The sequence below is a fragment of the Streptosporangium sp. NPDC051022 genome (assembly GCF_040683035.1).
Classification (GTDB): Bacteria; Actinomycetota; Actinomycetes; order Streptosporangiales; family Streptosporangiaceae; genus Streptosporangium.
In genome coordinates this window covers 65,325-81,832 of sequence record NZ_JBFBCF010000021.1, presented here as the reverse complement: position 1 = coordinate 81,832, position 16,508 = coordinate 65,325, and the positions used below count along the sequence as shown (strand labels likewise).

Below are 16,508 nucleotides of genomic sequence, written 5' to 3'. Positions count from 1 at the left end.
TACTGAAGAGGACATGTGGGAACCGACCTGTTCGTCCGAGAATACGGGCGGGACGCAGCAGATGCGCCCGCCATCCTCATCCTGCACGGCGCCGTGGAGTCCGGCGCGTGCTACGGCGACGCCGTCGACCGCTGGGGCGGCGACTACCACATCGTGGCGCCGGACGCCCGGGGCCACGGGAAGTCGCCCGGCCGCCTGCCCGAGCACGAGGGCGTTCCGTCCACCGACGTGATGGTGCAGGACGCGATCGACATCCTCAAGGACATGCTCGACGAGACCGGGCGCAAGACGCTCGTCGTCGGGCACTCCATGGGCGCGCGGATCGCCGCCTTCGTCGCCGCCGACGCCCCGCACCTCGTGGCCGGTGTCGTGCTCGAGGACCCGCCGTGGTGGCTGCCGGAGGCCGGTCCCAACCCGTGGCTCAGCGTCGAGCAGACCGTCAAGGACCCCTTCGACTACGCCGGCACGGCGTCGGTCGAGGAGCTCATGGACATGCAGCGCGAGCTCAAGCCCCACTGGGCGGAGCAGGAGCTGCGCCCGCTCGCCGAGGCGATGAAGGCCGTCGACACCGACTACATGGAGCAGCGGCTCCACGAGAAGCGCCGGATCTGGACGCCGACCGCGCGGCAGATCACGGTCGGCCCGGCCGGCGTACCGGCGCTGCTCGTCACCGGCACCGGCGACGTCATCGTCGACAAGCACTCCCGTGAGCGCCTCACGGCCGTCGCGCCCGGCTTCGACGTCGTCGTGATAGAGGGCGCCCACCACTGCGTGCGCCGCGACAAGCCGGACGAGTACCACCGGCACGTCGACGCCTTCCTTCGCGAGAACGCGCCGCCGACCGGAGCCGTCACTCGACGCTGAAGGTGTCGGACCGCGCGAGCGGGCCGTAGATCTCCGAGTCCGGCTTGGCGACAGCGGCCCGCATCGCCTCCAGCCCCGCACGTACGACGGGGTGGCCCTGGTTGTCGCGCCGCGTCGTCATGATCACCTTGCGCAGCGGCGCGATGCCGCGCGTCGGCAGGATCGTCACCCAGTCGGCGTCGCGGGCGGAGAGCGCGGACTCCGGCACCAGGCAGATCCCCGCCTCTGCGGCGACCAGCGCCAGCGCGGCGCGGTAGTCGTCCGAGACGTGGATGATCGGCGGGTGGAAGCCGAGCTCGGCGCACGCCTGCAGCACCATCGTGCGGCACGGGTTACCGGGCGAGGGCATGATCCAGCCCTCCTTGGTGAGCTGGGTGAGCTCGATGCCCTCCTCGCCGGACAGCGGGTGCCCGTGGGGGAGGACGGCCTTGAACCGCTCGATGTAGAGCGGGAACTTCACGATGTCGGGGGAGTCGCGCTCGGGGTTGGACTCGTACTCCAGGCTGACGGTCACGTCGATATCGCCGCGCATCAGCATCCGGTGGCTCATGTGCGCCTCCGCGTCGACGACCGTGACGTCGACGCCCGGCGCCTGGCGGCGCAGCTCGACGATGGCGGGTGCCACCAACCAGCTGATCGCCGTGGGGAAGGCGCCGATCCGGAGCTGCCCGAGGACACCGCCCGCGTGCGCGGCCAGGTCGGCCTCGGCGATCTTCAGCCGGGAGCTGATCTCCTCGGCGTGCCCGGCGAGGATGTGCCCGGCCGGCGTGAGCGCCAGCTTGCGTCCCGTGCGTACGACGAGCGTGTGGCCGACCTCGCGCTCGAGCGCCGCGAGCTGCTGCGACACCGCGGACGGCGTCAGGTGCAGCGCCGCCGCGGTCGCGGTGACCGAGTCGGACAGCACGAAGGCACGGAGGACGAGGAGACGTCGGGGGTCGATCGTGGGCACGCGGGCTCCGTCGCGAGTCGGCCGGGCATCCGTCGCGATGGAGTATCCGCGAGGCGGGACCGGGGGACCCCGATGCTAGCGGGTGCTTTCGGACGCGAACGCTCCGGCATGGGGTTTCCTGCCGCCCGCGAGTGTTCTCCGGGGAAGCCGGTGCGAGGCCGACACTGTCCCGCGACCGTGACACGACCTTGATCGTGAAGCCGGATCGCCCGCGCCCGCACCAGATCATTGGGTGGCGTCCGACAGTACCCAGCTGGGGATGGGAAGGCCGGGCGTGAACCGGTTCACCGTCAGCTGCTCGTACCCCGGCTCGGGAGGAGTGAGGTACAGGCGCTCGGACGGTGTCGTGTGGTTGCTGAGGCGCACTCCGCCCGTGCCGTCGGGTGTCGCGCACCACAGGTAGCCGTCGTCGCCTGAGCGGAACGTGCTGGCCGAGACCCCGTTGTGGTCCAGCGGCTCCCGGGGGTGGCTCGCGGTCGAGGTGAGGTACTTCTGGTCATAGACCAGGTAGTAGCAGTCGTCGTCGCCGGTACGGCCCGCCGGGATCGTGATGAACCGCTGCTGAGGCTCGTCGGCGTCCGGCGTCAGCTCCACCGGCATCGGATCCTCCTCCATGTAGTCGACCCCGATCGCCAGCGACGGGTCCAGGGAGCCGCGCAGCACGACCTCGTTCACACTGCCGGCCGTACTGGCCGGTTGCAGGAACCAGCGCTGACCTGCAGAGCCGTCGAGGTCGCGGCCGACCAGCTCACCGCCGCCGGTGAGGGCGGTGAGCGCCTGGCCGGTGCCCAGGTTGTGCAGGATCCAGGTGCCGTCGCCCTGGTAGACGGGGCGCCAGAGCTGGTCCATCGCCTCGTTCGGCCACAGCACCATCCGCGCGTCGCGGACGCCGCCTTCCTGCCCCAGATAGCGGCCGGCCCATGGGCTGCCCGCGATCAGGCGGTAGAAGTCGGGGAATTCGGCGTCGCGGGCCAGGCTGAACACCTGTGTCGGCGCCTGGGCCGAGCGCGACTGGTCGCTGACCACGTGGCCGCTACTGCCGCTGCCGGAGGGTCCGGCCAGGTTGGTGGTGCCGGCGTTGCGCAGCACCACCGTCTGCGGCAGGGCCGGCACCACCTGCGCCGGGGGCAGTGGCGGGTTCGGCAGGTTGGCGAGTTCGTAGGCGACGGGGTAGTGGTCCGACATCGTCATCATGCTCACCCGGTTCACGCTCTGGACGGCGGGGTGCGCGGTGGGTCCGCCGATCGGAACGACCGCGTAGTCGAGGACACGGTCGGTGATCGGGTCGCCGTCCACGGGCTGGCGGGTCGGGTGGGTCGGCTCCGGCGGGGCGAAGACCGAGAACTCCCCGGTGACCGCGGTGGACAGCGACCGGTCCGGCGAGCCGTCCCCCGGGGAGTACGGCGGGCGGTTGTAGTCGCCCAGCGCGATCCACGGCAGTGCCGTACCGCCGGGACCCGCGGTGGACATCAGGGTCCTGATGTTACGCAGCAACCCGGGGTCGTCGTTGCCGCGGGCGTTGCCGGAGAGCCCGTGCACGGTGAAGTAGACGACGCCGTCGATGGCGACGCCGACCGCGGGCCGGCCTTCGGCGCCGCTGTCCAGCCCGGCCGGGGCGACGAAGACCTGCTGGGCCCTGGTGCGGGTGGCGATGGCCAGGTTGACCCGGCCGGTGTCGGTGTTCGTGGCCGAGTCGGTGTGCAGCCAGTAGAGGTAGCGCGGCCTGCTCGACGTCCCGCCGTACTGGTACTCGCGGACCGGCGGCGATGTCATGTCCCACCGGTGGAACACGTTCTGCGGGATGTCGCGCAGGTGGGTGGCGCCGTTGGGCGGGGCGCCGGCCTCCTGCAGCAGGACGATGTCGGCTCCGCTCTGCACCAGGAGCTGTTGGACGCCCAGGGTGTACTTGCTCTCGTACGATCCCGCGCCGGTGGTGCCCGCGCCCTGCATGTTCCAGGTGATCACGGTGCGGCGGTCGTTGGTGCGCGGTTCGACGACGCCGCCGATATCGCGCAGGAACAGCGAAGGGCGGTTGCCCGCGTCGCGGGTGGCCACGCCCTGGCCGGTGTAGTCGAGGGTCTCGCGGCCGGTCCAGTCGGGGATCGCCTGGCCGCCCTGGCCGAGTGGGCGGAATCGCTGGGTGACGGCGTCGTCGGAGCCGAACGCGAAGACGGTGCCGGAGGAGTAGGGGGTGTAGGTCTCGAACGGCCCGCCGGGTGTGGCCTGCTTGACCAGCGTGTTGCGGTAGAACACGTTCTGCGGACCGGACGAGCCCGACCATTTGGCCGCCTTGGGGCCGGCCGCCCACCAGATCGGCCACCAGGTGCCGTCGTCGATCTCGCCGCCTTCGCCGCCGCAGTTGGTCTGGCAGTTGCCTGAGCGGTGCTCGTACGGCACGCGCACCGTGTTGGCCTCGAACAGGTTGTTGTGTTCCCAGCCGCCGTGCAGGTTGAGGTCGGAGTCGAGGTCGTTGCGGTAGGCGACGTTGCCGCCGGCCGACCATTGGAAGGTGAAGTGGCGCAGGTTGCGGCTGAGGTTGTAGGCCCACAGCGAGTCCCACACCCGGCTGCCGCGCAGGTAGCCGTTGCCGCCCTTGCCCTTGTTCCAGGCGCCGTCGAAGCTGTTGCGTTCGATCTGCAGGTTGCGCGCGTTCTCGGTGACGATGGGGTGCGAGCCGGTCATGGTGGCCTTGAGGCCGCGAGCCCAGCTGTTGGCGGCCCATTTGAAGACGATGCCGTGCATGGCGTACTCGGGCGCCATGTTGCCGTAGTTGTGCACGGCCTGGCCGGGGGTGAGCTGGTAGGTGCCGCCGCCGAGTTTCGGCAGGCCGTTCATGTCCTGGGTGAAGGCGAAGTCCTCGAACCCGACTCCTTGGACGACTTTGAGCGGGGTGACCTTGCTGGCGTACGGGGTGTCGCCCAGCGGGGTGGAGCCGTCGGAGGTGGAGTCGACCGGCAGGTCCCACTCCAGCGGCCGGTCCAGGGTGATCGTCTTGGCGGTGGCGTCGATGCGGACGACGCGGAACATCTGCTGACGCATGTGGAGGTTCTCCATCTGCGTCCGATCGGTGACGGCCTGCTGGGTGTAGAAGCCGAGGCTGTTGGCCGCGCCGACCCACACGTAGCCGCCGAGGGCGAACTTGGCCATGGCGGCGTTGGCGACGAGCTGGATGACGGTGTCGCCCTGCCGGGCGGAGTAGCCCGGGTCGCCGGCGCGGGCGGCCACCTTGATGCCGGAGACCCAGTGCTGGTTGACACTGCCCTCGAAGAGGTCCTTGCGGTTGGCCGGGGCCGCCGCCCAGTCGTCCTGGTAGCGGTCGGCCACGTCCCTGGCCTGCACCCGGAACAGGCCCCGGCCCGGCCAGATCCAGCCGCCGGTGCCGGTGTCGCTCCCGGTGCCGGCCTTCATGGTGTCCTGGTCCCAGCGGCCGTTGACCAGGGTGTCGTAGCGGGTGTTCGCGTCGGGACGGAAGACCAGCTTGGTGCCGCCGTCGCCGGAACCCTGGCCGCGCAGGATGAGGAAGGCGGCGTCCGCGTAGATCTGCCGGGACACGTCGATCCGGCCGGCGGGCAGGGAGATGAGCGACAGGCGGTGGTAGTTGGCGTTGGGCGAGCACTGGGCCTTGATGGCGTCGATCGCGTTCTGCAGCCCGATGGTGTCGTCGACGCCGTCGTCGGCGATCACCTGGTAGGTGGAGGCGAGCTGCGCCGGGGTGATGCGGCAGGAGGCGTCGTCGGTCACGTCCCCGCCGCCCGGCAGCGGCTGGCCGCTGCGGTAGCCCACCCGAGACCAGTCGGGGAGACCGGCGGGCGGGAACGCCCGGTTGGCGGAACCGAGGTCCGGTCCTTCCGCGCCCGGGCCGGCCGTCACGATGACCGGAGGATCGGCGACCGCCGGGGCGGCGGCCGTCAGGGGGACCGAGAGCGGAAGGAAGAGCAGCAGGGCGGCGAGGAGAGATCTCATGACAGGTCGCCCGTCACCACTGCGGAGCCGGGGGAGTGGGCAGGGTGCCGAAATCGGTGGCGAACTTCCACAGCACTCCGGACAGGCTGCTGCCGGCGCCGTTGATCACGTAGTACAGGGCGCTGCCGTTGGTCACCGCCAGCGGGGCCGACCCGGTCCACGCGTAGGCGTTCTCCTCGTAGTACTCGGAGGAGTCGCCGTTGCGCAGGATGCGGGTGGTGGTGAGGCCGTTGTCGAGGTCCACGTAGGCGACCGCGCCGTAGCCGGTCCCGGAGAGCGTGACGGACGGGGCGTAGCGCGACCAGCCGACGTCCTGCGGGTTGGTCCAGCCGCCGAACCCGTATCGCTGGCGGGCCATGTAGACGTTGTTGTCGGTGCCGGTGAAGGCGAGCACGACCTGGTTCCACGGGGCGTTGCCGTCGTTCACCTGCGCGGCCAGCGCGGGAGCCTTGTAGCTGGTCGCGTTCGGGACCACCGAGGGGGTGGCGAAGGCGGAGCTGCCGCCGTCGTAGTACATCGTCCAGATGTCGTTGTTGGTCTGGCTGTTCCAGCCGAGCATGTAGGAGTTGTTCGGCAGCGCGGCCGCCGCCACGGACAGGTCGTCGGACGTGCGAGCGTCGTTGGGGACCTTCGTCGCGAAGGGCAGCGTGGCCGGTAACTGGTAGCTCGTGGTGAGCTGGACGCGGTGCTGGTAGAGGTGACCGTCGGTGCCGGTGTGGAAGATCCGGAAGTTGCCGCGGAACCCGTCGTCGGTCCAGATCACCACGGGGGCGGCGTGCGTCTGCGCGTACCCGGGGCCGCCGGAGGTGGCGGGCAACTGGTAGGCGGGGCCGTTGTTCAGCGAGATCCAGATGCCGTCGTTGTCCGCGCCGCGCCAGGCGTGCAGGATGTCGCCGTGGTTGTCGCGCGCCTCGCCCGGGGTGGACCGGCTGGAGATCGGCCCGCCGGCGTAGGTCACCGCGCGCCACTGGGTGTCCTCGCCGGGGAATCCGAAGTGGTAGCCGGCCGACGCCGGGACGGCCAGGCCGACGATGACGGTGAGGGCGGCCGCGAACGCCGCCGTCACCAAGCCGAGCCTTCTCAGGTGCTGGAACACGTCTCCTCCAGGGGGTCTTCGACGAGTGCCTGTGACGGATCTCGTCTGCCGGGCCGGCCCTTCCGATACCGGGCCTTGCGGGTTCAGCTTGAGCCCGGAGCCGAGCCCTTCGAGCCAGGGGCACCCACTGGTCTGTGCCCCTGGCGAGGGGCCGGCCGTGGAGGCGGCCGATTGGGGCGCCGCGCCCCTGCATCTGGGCTACGGCGAGTACGGCGCGGCCGCTGGCGCCGCCCGGCGAGCCTGTGAGCCGGAGGGGATCGGGTCCACCCACCTGTCCCGGCTCGGCACCTGTCAGGAGATCATGTGTGCGCGGAGCGCGGCGGTGACCTCTCCGGCCGCGCCGAGCTGTGCGGGCGTCAGGGCGTCGACGAACAACTCCCGTACGGCCCGCAGATGCGGCACCGTGGCCCCGTGGAACGCCTCGGCACCCGGGGCGGCCAGCACCACTTCCGCCCCTCGGCTGTCGGCGGCGCAGTCCTCGCGGCCGATCAGCCCGCGCCGTTCCATCCGCCCCAGGTGGTGCGAAAGGCGGCTGCGCTCCCAGTTGATGTGCGCCGCCAGGTCCGAGGACCGCATCCGATGGCCCTCCGCCTCGCTCAACGCCAGCAGGACCGCGTAGTCGCCGGGCGAGAGCGCGGAATCGCTCTGCAGCCGCGCCGAGATCATCGCCCTGAGAGCCTCGGCCGTCTCGATGTACTCCCGCCATACCCGCAGCTCGTCGGCCGTGGGCAGGCTGCGCTTCCGCGTCATCTCCGCCTCCTGATTGACATGTCAATCACATCATACATAATTGACGTGTCAATCATATTGGGCAAAGGAGGACAGTCATGTCTGATCTCGTGTTCGGCCTGGACACCTTCGGCGACCTGCCGGAGGACGACCAAGGCGAGCTGATGACCCATCCCGAGGCGATCCGGCAGGTGCTGAAGGAGGCGGTGCTGGCCGACGAGCTCGGCGTCGACGTCATCGCGCTGGGCGAGCACCATCGCCCGGAATTCGCGATCTCGACACCCGAGACCGTGCTGGCCGGAATCGCGACGCGCACCGAGCGGATCCGGCTGTCCTCGGGCGTCACCGTGCTGAGTTCCGACGACCCGGTCCGGGTGTTCCAGCGCTTCGCCACCGTCGACGCACTCTCGAACGGCCGTGCCGAGGTCATCCTCGGCCGCGGCTCGTTCACCGAGTCGTTCCCGCTGTTCGGCTACGACCTGGCCGACTACGACGAGCTGTTCGAGGAGAAGCTGGATCTGTTCGCCAAGCTACTGGACGAGCGGCCCGTCACCTGGAAGGGCAGGCTGCGGCCCTCGCTCGAGGACGCCGACGTCTTCCCGAAGACCGCCTCGGGCAGCCTGCCCACCTGGGTCGGCGTCGGCGGCTCGCCGCAGTCGGTCATCCGCACCGCCAAGTACGGTCTGCCGCTCATGCTGGCCATCATCGGCGGCCCGGCCGAGCGGTTCGCCCCCTACCTCGAGCTGTACCGGCGCGCCACCGAGCAGCTGGGCACCACCGCGCACCCGGTCGGCATGCACTCGCCCGGATTCGTGGCCGAGACAGACGAGGAGGCCAGGGAGCTGTTCTGGCCGCGCTATCGGGTGCTGCGCGACCGGATCGGCGCGCTGCGCGGCTGGCAGCCGATCCGCCGCGAGGAGTACGACGCCGAGGTGGAGCACGGCTCTCTCTACATCGGCTCGCCGGAGACCGTCGCCCGCAAGATCGCCGACGCGGTCGGCACCCTCGGCGTCGGCCGCTTCGACCTCATCTACACCGCGGGCTCGCAACCGGCGAGCGCCCGCCTGCGGGCCGTCGAGCTGTACGGCAAGGCCGTCATCCCGATGGTCCGCGACCTGCTCGGAAGGAGCGACCGGTGAACGAGACCATCGGCGTGCTCGGCGCGGGCAAGGTCGGCACCGTGCTGGCCAGGCTCGCGCTGGCCGCGGGCTACCGGGTGCGCATCGCCGGGTCGGGTGATCCGGCGAAGATCGCGCTCACGATCGACGTGCTCACGCCCGGCGCGGTCGCCACCACCACGGCTGACGCCGCGGCGCGCGCCGACCTCGTCATCCTGGCGCTGCCACTCGGCAGGTACCGCACGCTGCCCGCGACGGAGCTGCGCGGCAAGCTCGTGGTCGACGCGATGAACTACTGGTGGGAGGTGGACGGCGTCCGCGACGACCTCACCAACCCGGCGACGTCCTCCAGCGAGATCGTGCAGGCGTTCCTGCCCGGATCCCGTGTCGTGAAGGCGCTCAACCACATGGGTTACCACGACCTGGAGGACAAGGCCAGGCCCGCGGGCAGCCCAGGGCGCAAGGCCATCGCGATCGCCGGCGACGACCCGGCCGACCTCGGCTCCGTCGCCGCCCTGGTCGACGCGCTCGGCTTCGACCCGGTCGTGGCGGGGGCGCTGGCCGAGGGCGTGCGGTTCGAGCCGGGGACCACCCTGTTCGGAGCCGACGTTGACGCCGACGAGGTCCGGGCCAGGCTGAGGCGCTTCCCCGAATCCGACCGCGGCCGGGCGCGGGCACGGGCCACGGCTCGGCTCCTGTAGTGACGGCCCACCACGCGCACATCCAAGCCTCGATCCATTCAAGGGGTCACAATGTCCCATCCCATCGATACGGCAGGCATTTCGGTATCGCGGCCACCAGCCGATGCCACCCCCCGCGATGGGTACCCGGCAAGGGGGTCTCTGAGCTTGAAGGGCCGGAGTTACATCGCGGAAAGCGTGACGATGGCCCCAGATCGGTCATACCGGAAGCGTGGGATATCCCGAAGGCGGCGGGCCGGCCGCCCCCACAGTCCGGCCCGCTTTGGGTCATGGCCGAATTACGGATACGTCAAAACCGGCGGGCATTATATTTTTGTCCTGAATGCCTATTCGGCCCTCGTCACCGAATACCGGCACCCGCGATCCGCTGGACCTCACTCGGAGCGGATAGAACAGATCATGCGCACCGTCCGCCGCCGGCTTCGAGTGCGAGCAGGCCGAGCTCAACGGTGAGGCCGATTGCGTCCACCCGCCGGTGAGCCTCCCGCCGAAGACCCCCCTGTCCAAGCTCGTCTACTCGCTGAAGGGCGTGTCCTCCCGGCGGATGCGCCAGAATTCCGCCCGGGCCGTCGCCTGCGGGGAGGGGGCGATCCGGCTCTCGCCGCCCCGTTTCGGATGGCAAGAAATCGTATCGATGGGATAGATGTGGTGGCCGGGGAGCTTTATCCGAATATCGGGCGAACGAACCTATTTCATAAAGGGGCAATCCGTGACACGTTCAATGAGTCCGGAATAGGGCCTCAGGAGGAGGATGTATGGCGGCTGAAAGGGTTCTTCGCACGTTCGATCTCGACACGCTTGACATCGCGACCGTGGATCTCCCCGGCAACGACGCGCTGATCGAGGCGATGGGATTCGGCCTCGGCAACACCGAGGTCGGAGCCTCCGGTTGTTCCTCAGGTAAGAGCTGGCTGGTCTAAGGGGCCGGCGTGCCCAGGTCGTCCGGCGTGCGGGCTCCATCGCCGCGCGCCGGAGATCCTGAGCCAGGAGCTTCGACGGCGACCCGAGGAAGGGCGGCCATGACTTCTCGCGGTTCGGGCGACTCGTTGGGCGTCGGTGACGGCGTGGTCGTCAGGGTGGCCGCGTTGCCGGTGGAGACGCTCGAGGAACTGCGCTGCCCGGACTCCTGGGAGGTGGTCCGGCGCATTCTGGAGATCCGCTCCCTGCTGATCCTGCGGGGCCGTGTCCTGGCCGAAAGGCTGGGCGAGGCGATGGGTGAGGTGATGGGCGCGACGGGGGCGTCGAAGCCCCGGTTGGTGGCGCTGCGCAGGGCGCTCCACAACGCGCGGCGTCCGCCGTCGTGGTCGGCCGAGGTGGTGGCCGCGCTGGACGGCGATCTGGGCCGGGTGATCGAGGCGTGGCTGGGCATGTTGGACGATCACGATCGGCTGACGGCCGAACTTCCGGGACTGCTCGACGGGGAGGTGCGGGAACGCCGTGAGGCGCTGAGGCGATGGGCCGCCGAACCCGCTTTCGGCCAGGGACTTCTGCTGGCCAGCCCGGCGCTGTCGGCGGCGGCCCGCCGGTGGCTCGGCACTCCACCGGGCACGCCGCCGCCGCGTCAGATCGAGCTGCGGCTCACCAGGTACCTGGCCAGAGTGGCCGCCAAGACCAGCCCGTACGCGACCTTCATGATGTCGGGCCTGGCCCGCTGGAGCCCGTACGGCGAGGCCGCCGCCTGGGGCGCTCTCCCGTGGTCGTGGCGCGGGGCGGTCGAGCCGAACGTATGGCTGCTGAGACGGCTCCTTCTCGCCTTGGGCGAGGTCGACGACCGGGTGGCCGACGAGTCAGAGGTCCGGGCGAGCGTCAGCCTGTTCGAGGACGAGCGCCGATGGTGGGTCCTCGGCGCGAACGAGAGCGCCTACCACGGCGTCGCGATCACCGAGCCGCTGGCGGAACTACTCCGTGACCTGCGCGAGGGCCCGTACAACCTCGGTGAGGCGCGGCTGGGCCTCGCGCGGCGGGAGGTGCTGGAACGGCTGGTCGAGGTCGGGCTGCTGGAGAGGCTGTTCCCCGTCGCCGACCAGGCGCCCCGCCCGCTGGACGAGCTGGCCGGCAGGTTCGCGGGACACGGGGCGTCCCGGGCGCTGGAGGAGGCCGGGCGGGCACTGGAGCGTTACCCCTCGGCCGAGAGCGTGGCCGAGCGTGACGTGCTCGTGCGGAGGGTCCGTTCCGCGTTCGGTGACCTGGCCGCACTGGTCACCGCGGCGGGCGGACGGCCGGTCGCACTGCCGGACAAGAACGTGTTCTATGAGAACGCGGTGTTCGACACACCCGCGGTACGGCTCGGGGCGGAGCGGTGGCGGGCGGCGACGGCGGACCTGCACGTGATCCGTGACTTCCTCGCGCCGTTCCAGCACCACACCGCGGCCAGGATGATCGCCGGGAGCGTCTTCGCGGACCGGTTCGGCCCGGGCGGGCAGGTGCCCTTCGGCCGATTCCATCGCCTGGTCGCCGGCCTGCGGGGGGACGGCGCGGAGGCCGAGCTCGACGCGCTGCTCAACCGCAGGGCGGGCTCCGACTCCGGTGCCCTGCCGCGGACGCGAGAGCTGCGGCGGATCAGGGACGGGGCACGGGCGGCCCTGCGCGGCCACGTGCCCGGCCCCGACGGGACGATCACCGTCGATCCGGCGTCGCTGGCCAAGCTGAGCGCCGGATGGCCGGAGTTCGTCGAGCCCGTGCGGTCGCTGGCCTGCCTGGTCCAGATCCTCCAGGAGGCCGATCCGGTCCGGCTGGTGCTGAACGGCGTGGCGGGCGGCTACGGGGCGATGCTCGGCCGTACCCGGCGTCTGCTGGGAGACGGTCCCGGCGGCGGCCACCAGGCGGACGCCGGGGTCGTCCTGGCCGAGCTCGCCGGTCACTTCGGCAGCAACCTCAACCTGCGCCCGGTCGCCGTGCCGTACGAGATCACCTATCCCGGCTCGATCGGCTCCCTGCCCCCGGACTTCCAGATCCCCCTCGGCGGCCTGGCCGTCCGGCACGAGCGGGACACGGATCGGCTGGTCCTGGTGGAGGCCGCCACGGGCCGGCGCGTCCGGCCGATCTACACCGGGATGATGGCGGCGGCGTTGCTGCCGAAGACCGCGCGACTGCTGCTGCACCTGTTCGGCGACCTGCCGAGCGCGACACTCCCGACCTGGGCGCTGTTCACCGACTTGCCGGACGTCCCGCCCGAGAGCGTCACCGCCGTGGCGAGGGTGTCGGTCGGTCACGTGGTCGTGGCGCGCGCCTCCTGGCACGCCGCGACCGCCGCCGTCCCCCGCCGCAGGCCCGGCGACACCGAGGCGGGGCATCTGCTCTCGCTGGCCGGCTGGTTCGCCGAGCACGCGATCCCGCCGCGATGCTTCGTCTTCTCCCACGAGCCCGGCGCGTTCGGGGACGACCCCTGGCGCGCGGCGCGGCTGGCCAAGCCCACCTACCTGGACCTCGCCGACCCGGCGCTGGTCGCGCTGTTCGACCGGCAGCTCGGCGGCTCCGGAACGGTCACCGTCTTCCAGGAGGTGCTCCCCGCTTTCACCGCGGCCACCGACCTCGGCCCGCACGGCCACCACGTCACCGAATACGTGATCGAGCTCAGTGGAGCCGCCGATGTCTGAGCGCTGGATCTCCCTGCACGTCTTCCACAGGGGCGACGACGACCTGCTGATCACCCACGCCGTCGGCCCGCTGGTGCGGACCCTGGAGGAGGAGCGGCGGCTGGCGGGCTTCTTCTTCCTGAGGTACTGGGAGGGCGGCCCGCACATCCGGTTGCGGTTGCTGCCGGCCTCCTCCGGCGCCCCGGTCGAGCGGCGCGCGAGGACCGCGCTCGAAGCGCACCTGAGGGCCCATCCATCGGCGGCGCCGCTGGACGAGGAGCGCTACGCCCTGCTGGCAGAGCGCTACGCCCGCGCGGAACTGATGGAGGACACCTACGATCGCCGGGTACGCGGACACGACTGCGTCGAGGCCGTGCCCTACCGGCCCGAGCTCGACGTGTTCGGCGGGCAGGAGGCGACGCGGGCCGCCGAAGAGCACTTCACCGACGCCTCCAGGATCGCCCTGGCGACCCTCGGCCCGCGTCCCGCGCGCGGGAGGCTGCTGGGGCTGGGCACGGCGTTGCTGATGCTCACGCTCGCGGCGTGGGAACCCGACCTGAACCGCGCGGGCCTGCTGCTGGCCGAGCGGCGCGAGCGATGGGACACCCCGCGCGAACGGGAGAGCCTGGCGGCGGTGCTGGCCGGACAGTGCGAACGCCTGACGGCCCAGGCCCTGCGCTGCTGGCACCCCGTCACCGGGGAGGCACCGCAGGACGATCCACTGACCGCGTGGTCTCATTCGATCGGCGCGTTGCGCAAGCGGCTCGCCGCCCTTCAGACGGCCGGCCTGTTCCGGCCGAAGCGGACGGCGACCTCCTTCCACGGCGCCCGGGCCGACGACGTCCTCGGCGTGCTGATGCGATGCGCCCACCTCATGTGCAACCGCCTCGGCATCACCACCGCCGAGGAGGTGCAGCTGCGCTACCTCGTCGGAGCCGTTCTCACCGAAAGGGCGAACCAGTCATGCCCCGCGCCCCCTGGCACAGTATCCAGATCCGCTACTACGACGAGGACAAGGACGGACTGATCCTCGACGGCGTCAGGCCGCTCATCGCGAGATTGGGCGACACCGTCGAGCAGCCCTACATCCTGCGGCACTGGCGCCGGGGGCCGCACCTGCGCCTCAACCTGCGCGCCACTCCGAAGGCGTGGGCGGAGGAGGTGCTGCCCGTCGCCACCGAGACACTGACCGGATACCTGGGAGAACACCCCTCCACCACCGTCCTGGACGAACACGCCCTGCTGGAGGCCCACCGGCAACTGGCCGTCAGAGAGAACGATCACGGCCCGCTCCGGCCCTGGTATCCGGACAACACCCTCCAGACCGAACCCTACGAGGACCGGGCGCACATCCTCGGCGGCCGGCGGCTCACCGACCTGCTCGACCACTGCCACGCCGAAAGCACCCGGCAGGCCTTGGTGACCCTGGAACGGATACGGCGCGGCCAGGTGGGGCGCTTCCAGGTCGCGCTCGAGCTGATGTTCGCCTACGCGCACGCCAGCATCCCGCCGATCAGCAGGGGATACATGTCCTACCGCTCACACGCCGACTCCTTCCAGGCCTACTGCGTGGACCGCGACGCCGTCCGGGCGTCGTTCGACACGAAGTACCGGGAGGCGGCCGGTCGGCTCAGGGAGATCATGCTCACCCAGATCGACGCGGTCGACCACGACAGGACCGAACCGCACGTGCGTGACTGGCTGGCGTTCGCCGAGCAGCTGAAGCGGGTCGCCCGCCCGCTGATCGCGCGAGGCGACATCGACCTGGACTTCGCCCCCCGCACCGACTACAAGCACCTGCACAGGGTGGACTTCCTGGAGGTTCTCAAGGCGGATCCGCGGCACAATACCGAGATCCTCGAGAGCGACTGGTTCCGCGCCCATCGGCTCGGGCTGAACATCCTGTACGCGCACCTGGCCAGGCTGGGCATCTCCCCTCTTCAGCGCTACCTGTTCTGCCATCTGGTGGCCTGCGCGGTCGAGGAGGAGTTCGGTGTGTCCCCGCTGAAGCGCGCCCGCGCCTTCGCCCGGGGCGTCCGGCTGCCCACGCCCGGCTGACCGCCGGGCGGCCGCGGAGCGAGGACGCGGACGACGGGGCCTGAAGCAGTACGGAGTTCTTCATGCCGACGAATCCCTGGTTCAGATGAGGGCACGGAGGACAGGCTGGAGCGCGCGGTGGAAGGTCGGGTACGCGAAGTGCATCCCGGCCAGTGTGCTGACCGGGACCTCCGCGTGGATCGCCGTCACGAGAGTGGCCAGCACCTCGCCGCCCGCGCTTCCGACGACGGTGCCGCCGACCAGCACGCCCCGGTCCGCGTCCGCCACCAGCTTGATCGGACCTGACTCCCCGGCGATCCACCCGCGGGTCCCCAGGTCGCCGGTCGCCGTCCGGACGTTGATGCCGCGTCCGCGTGCGGCGGCCTCGGTCAGCCCGACCGAGCCGACCTCGGGGGCGGTGAAGGTGACGCGGCCGACGGCCCGGTAGTCCGCCCACGGGCCGTCCGCGCCGGTGAGGTCCCGGATCGCCACGTCGGCCTGGTACATCGACATGTGCGTGAACGCGCCCTTGCCGGTGATGTCGCCGATGGCCCAGACACCTTCGGCCACCCGCATCCGCTCGTCCGGGTCCAGCACCCGCGCCTGCGGGTCCAGGCCGACGTGCTCCAGGCCAAGATCGCGCAGGTTGTTGCGGCGGCCCGCGGCGACCAGCAGGCGTTCGGCCACGACTGCGCCGTCGGCCAACGCGATCCGGAACCCGTCGCCGTCGTGCTCGACCTGCTGGGCCCGCGCCGACGTGCGCACCGTGACGCCCTCGGCCGCGAACGCCTTCGCCACGGCCGCGGAGGCCTCTGGCTCCTCGGCCGCGAGCAACCGGCCGGCGGCCTCGATCACGGTCACCTCGACACTGAAGGCGGCGAAGGCCTGCGCGATCTCGCAGCCGATCGCGCCGCCGCCCAGCACCGCCAGCGAGGCCGGCAGCTCGGTCAGCCGGACGATGTCCCGGTTGGTCCAGTACGGGGTGTCGGCGAGCCCGGGGATCGGTGGCGCGGCCGGGGAGGTCCCGGTGTTGAGCACGATGCCGCGCCGGGCGGCGTACGACGTCAGTGACCCGTCGGGGCCGGTGATGGTGACCGTGCCGGGCGCGGTGATCCGGCCGCGGCCGCGCGCGAAGATTCCGCCGGCATCGACCAGCCGGTCGACCGCGACCTGATCGTTCCAGTCGTCGGTGGCCTCATCGCGGATGCGGTCCGAGACCGGCTTCCAATCCGGGGTGATGGTCGACGATCCGGCGCGGCCCTCGACGAGCCGGGCCGCGCGCAGCTTGTCGGCCGCGGCGATCATCATCTTGGTCGGGATGCACCCGAAATACGGGCACTCGCCACCGACCAGGCGTTCGTCCACGCCCACGACCGACAGCCCGGCCTTGGCCAGGCTCCCGGCCACGTGCTCACCACCGGGGCCCAGGCCGATCACCACGACATCGCACTGGCTGGTCTCGCTCATGTCCGCGCA

The 16,508-nt window shown here is 71.1% G+C and carries 12 protein-coding genes, 1 pseudogene and 1 riboswitch; of the genes and pseudogenes, 8 read left to right on the top strand and 5 right to left on the bottom strand.

Translation table 11 applies throughout. The annotated features are described in order from the left end of the window. Positions 1 to 15 precede the first annotated feature (15 nt). The gene (locus AB0N02_RS29505; RefSeq protein WP_363953047.1) at positions 16 to 864 is read left to right on the top strand and encodes an alpha/beta fold hydrolase; all 849 of its coding nucleotides are present in this window, start codon (positions 16 to 18) and stop codon (positions 862 to 864) included. Here the strand turns inward: AB0N02_RS29505 and AB0N02_RS29500 are convergent. The 4 genes from AB0N02_RS29500 to AB0N02_RS29485 form a co-directional block, all read right to left on the bottom strand. Further along, positions 851 to 1,813, bottom strand: coding sequence for a LysR family transcriptional regulator (locus AB0N02_RS29500; RefSeq protein WP_363953045.1), 963 nt, complete (start codon positions 1,811 to 1,813; stop codon positions 851 to 853). The genes AB0N02_RS29505 and AB0N02_RS29500 overlap by 14 nt on opposite strands. 108 nt (positions 1,814 to 1,921) lie before the next feature. Further along, positions 1,922 to 2,045, top strand: a riboswitch (cobalamin riboswitch). After that, positions 2,039 to 5,776, bottom strand: coding sequence for an endonuclease/exonuclease/phosphatase family protein (locus AB0N02_RS29495; RefSeq protein ID WP_363953043.1), 3,738 nt, complete (start codon positions 5,774 to 5,776; stop codon positions 2,039 to 2,041). It overlaps the preceding riboswitch by 7 nt. 13 nt (positions 5,777 to 5,789) lie before the next feature. Continuing rightward, entirely contained in the window at positions 5,790 to 6,872 is a 1,083-nt protein-coding gene (locus tag AB0N02_RS29490; protein WP_363953041.1) for a hypothetical protein, read from the bottom strand. 291 nt (positions 6,873 to 7,163) lie between these two features. After that, a complete protein-coding gene (locus AB0N02_RS29485; RefSeq protein ID WP_363953039.1) occupies positions 7,164 to 7,622 on the bottom strand; it encodes a MarR family transcriptional regulator in 459 nt (152 codons plus the stop codon). A gap of 77 nt (positions 7,623 to 7,699) precedes the next feature. Between AB0N02_RS29485 and AB0N02_RS29480 the strand changes: the two genes are divergently transcribed. From AB0N02_RS29480 to AB0N02_RS29450, 7 genes and pseudogenes are all read left to right on the top strand, one after another. Then, positions 7,700 to 8,740, top strand: a complete 1,041-nt coding sequence (locus AB0N02_RS29480) for an LLM class flavin-dependent oxidoreductase (RefSeq protein ID WP_363953037.1) — start codon at positions 7,700 to 7,702, stop codon at positions 8,738 to 8,740. Continuing rightward, on the top strand, positions 8,737 to 9,420 hold the full coding sequence (locus AB0N02_RS29475; protein WP_363953035.1) for an NAD(P)-binding domain-containing protein: 684 nt from the start codon (positions 8,737 to 8,739) through the stop codon (positions 9,418 to 9,420). Before AB0N02_RS29480 ends, AB0N02_RS29475 begins: the two co-directional genes overlap by 4 nt. A gap of 424 nt (positions 9,421 to 9,844) precedes the next feature. Further along, positions 9,845 to 10,063, top strand: a pseudogene (locus AB0N02_RS29470) (transposase); the annotation flags it as partial. A gap of 112 nt (positions 10,064 to 10,175) precedes the next feature. Beyond that, a complete protein-coding gene (locus AB0N02_RS29465; protein WP_363953033.1) occupies positions 10,176 to 10,340 on the top strand; it encodes a hypothetical protein in 165 nt (54 codons plus the stop codon). Positions 10,341 to 10,439: 99 nt separating this feature from the next. After that, complete coding sequence (locus tag AB0N02_RS29460; protein ID WP_363953031.1) at positions 10,440 to 13,016, top strand: lantibiotic dehydratase; 2,577 nt, start codon at positions 10,440 to 10,442, stop codon at positions 13,014 to 13,016. Then, the gene (locus AB0N02_RS29455) at positions 13,009 to 14,022 is read left to right on the top strand and encodes a lantibiotic dehydratase C-terminal domain-containing protein (RefSeq protein ID WP_363953029.1); all 1,014 of its coding nucleotides are present in this window, start codon (positions 13,009 to 13,011) and stop codon (positions 14,020 to 14,022) included. Before AB0N02_RS29460 ends, AB0N02_RS29455 begins: the two co-directional genes overlap by 8 nt. Continuing rightward, positions 13,959 to 15,053: a thiopeptide maturation pyridine synthase gene (locus tag AB0N02_RS29450; RefSeq protein ID WP_363953027.1), complete on the top strand. Its 1,095-nt coding sequence runs from the start codon at positions 13,959 to 13,961 to the stop codon at positions 15,051 to 15,053. Before AB0N02_RS29455 ends, AB0N02_RS29450 begins: the two co-directional genes overlap by 64 nt. A gap of 81 nt (positions 15,054 to 15,134) precedes the next feature. On the opposite strand, the gene AB0N02_RS29445 is transcribed toward AB0N02_RS29450, so the two are convergent. Beyond that, positions 15,135 to 16,499, bottom strand: a complete 1,365-nt coding sequence (locus tag AB0N02_RS29445) for an NAD(P)/FAD-dependent oxidoreductase (RefSeq protein ID WP_363953025.1) — start codon at positions 16,497 to 16,499, stop codon at positions 15,135 to 15,137. Between the last annotated feature and the right edge of the window lie 9 nt (positions 16,500 to 16,508).

Excerpts from the sequence above, each read along its gene's own strand:
- AB0N02_RS29495 (WP_363953043.1), bottom strand. The coding sequence starts at position 5,776 with ATGAGATCTCTCCTCGCCGCCCTGCTGCTCTTCCTTCCGCTCTCGGTC.
- AB0N02_RS29485 (WP_363953039.1), bottom strand. The coding sequence starts at position 7,622 with ATGACGCGGAAGCGCAGCCTGCCCACGGCCGACGAGCTGCGGGTATGG.
- AB0N02_RS29480 (WP_363953037.1), top strand. The coding sequence starts at position 7,700 with ATGTCTGATCTCGTGTTCGGCCTGGACACCTTCGGCGACCTGCCGGAG.
- AB0N02_RS29465 (WP_363953033.1), top strand. The coding sequence starts at position 10,176 with ATGGCGGCTGAAAGGGTTCTTCGCACGTTCGATCTCGACACGCTTGAC.
- AB0N02_RS29460 (WP_363953031.1), top strand. The coding sequence starts at position 10,440 with ATGACTTCTCGCGGTTCGGGCGACTCGTTGGGCGTCGGTGACGGCGTG.
- AB0N02_RS29455 (WP_363953029.1), top strand. The coding sequence starts at position 13,009 with ATGTCTGAGCGCTGGATCTCCCTGCACGTCTTCCACAGGGGCGACGAC.
- AB0N02_RS29450 (WP_363953027.1), top strand. The coding sequence starts at position 13,959 with ATGCCCCGCGCCCCCTGGCACAGTATCCAGATCCGCTACTACGACGAG.
- AB0N02_RS29445 (WP_363953025.1), bottom strand. The coding sequence starts at position 16,499 with ATGAGCGAGACCAGCCAGTGCGATGTCGTGGTGATCGGCCTGGGCCCC.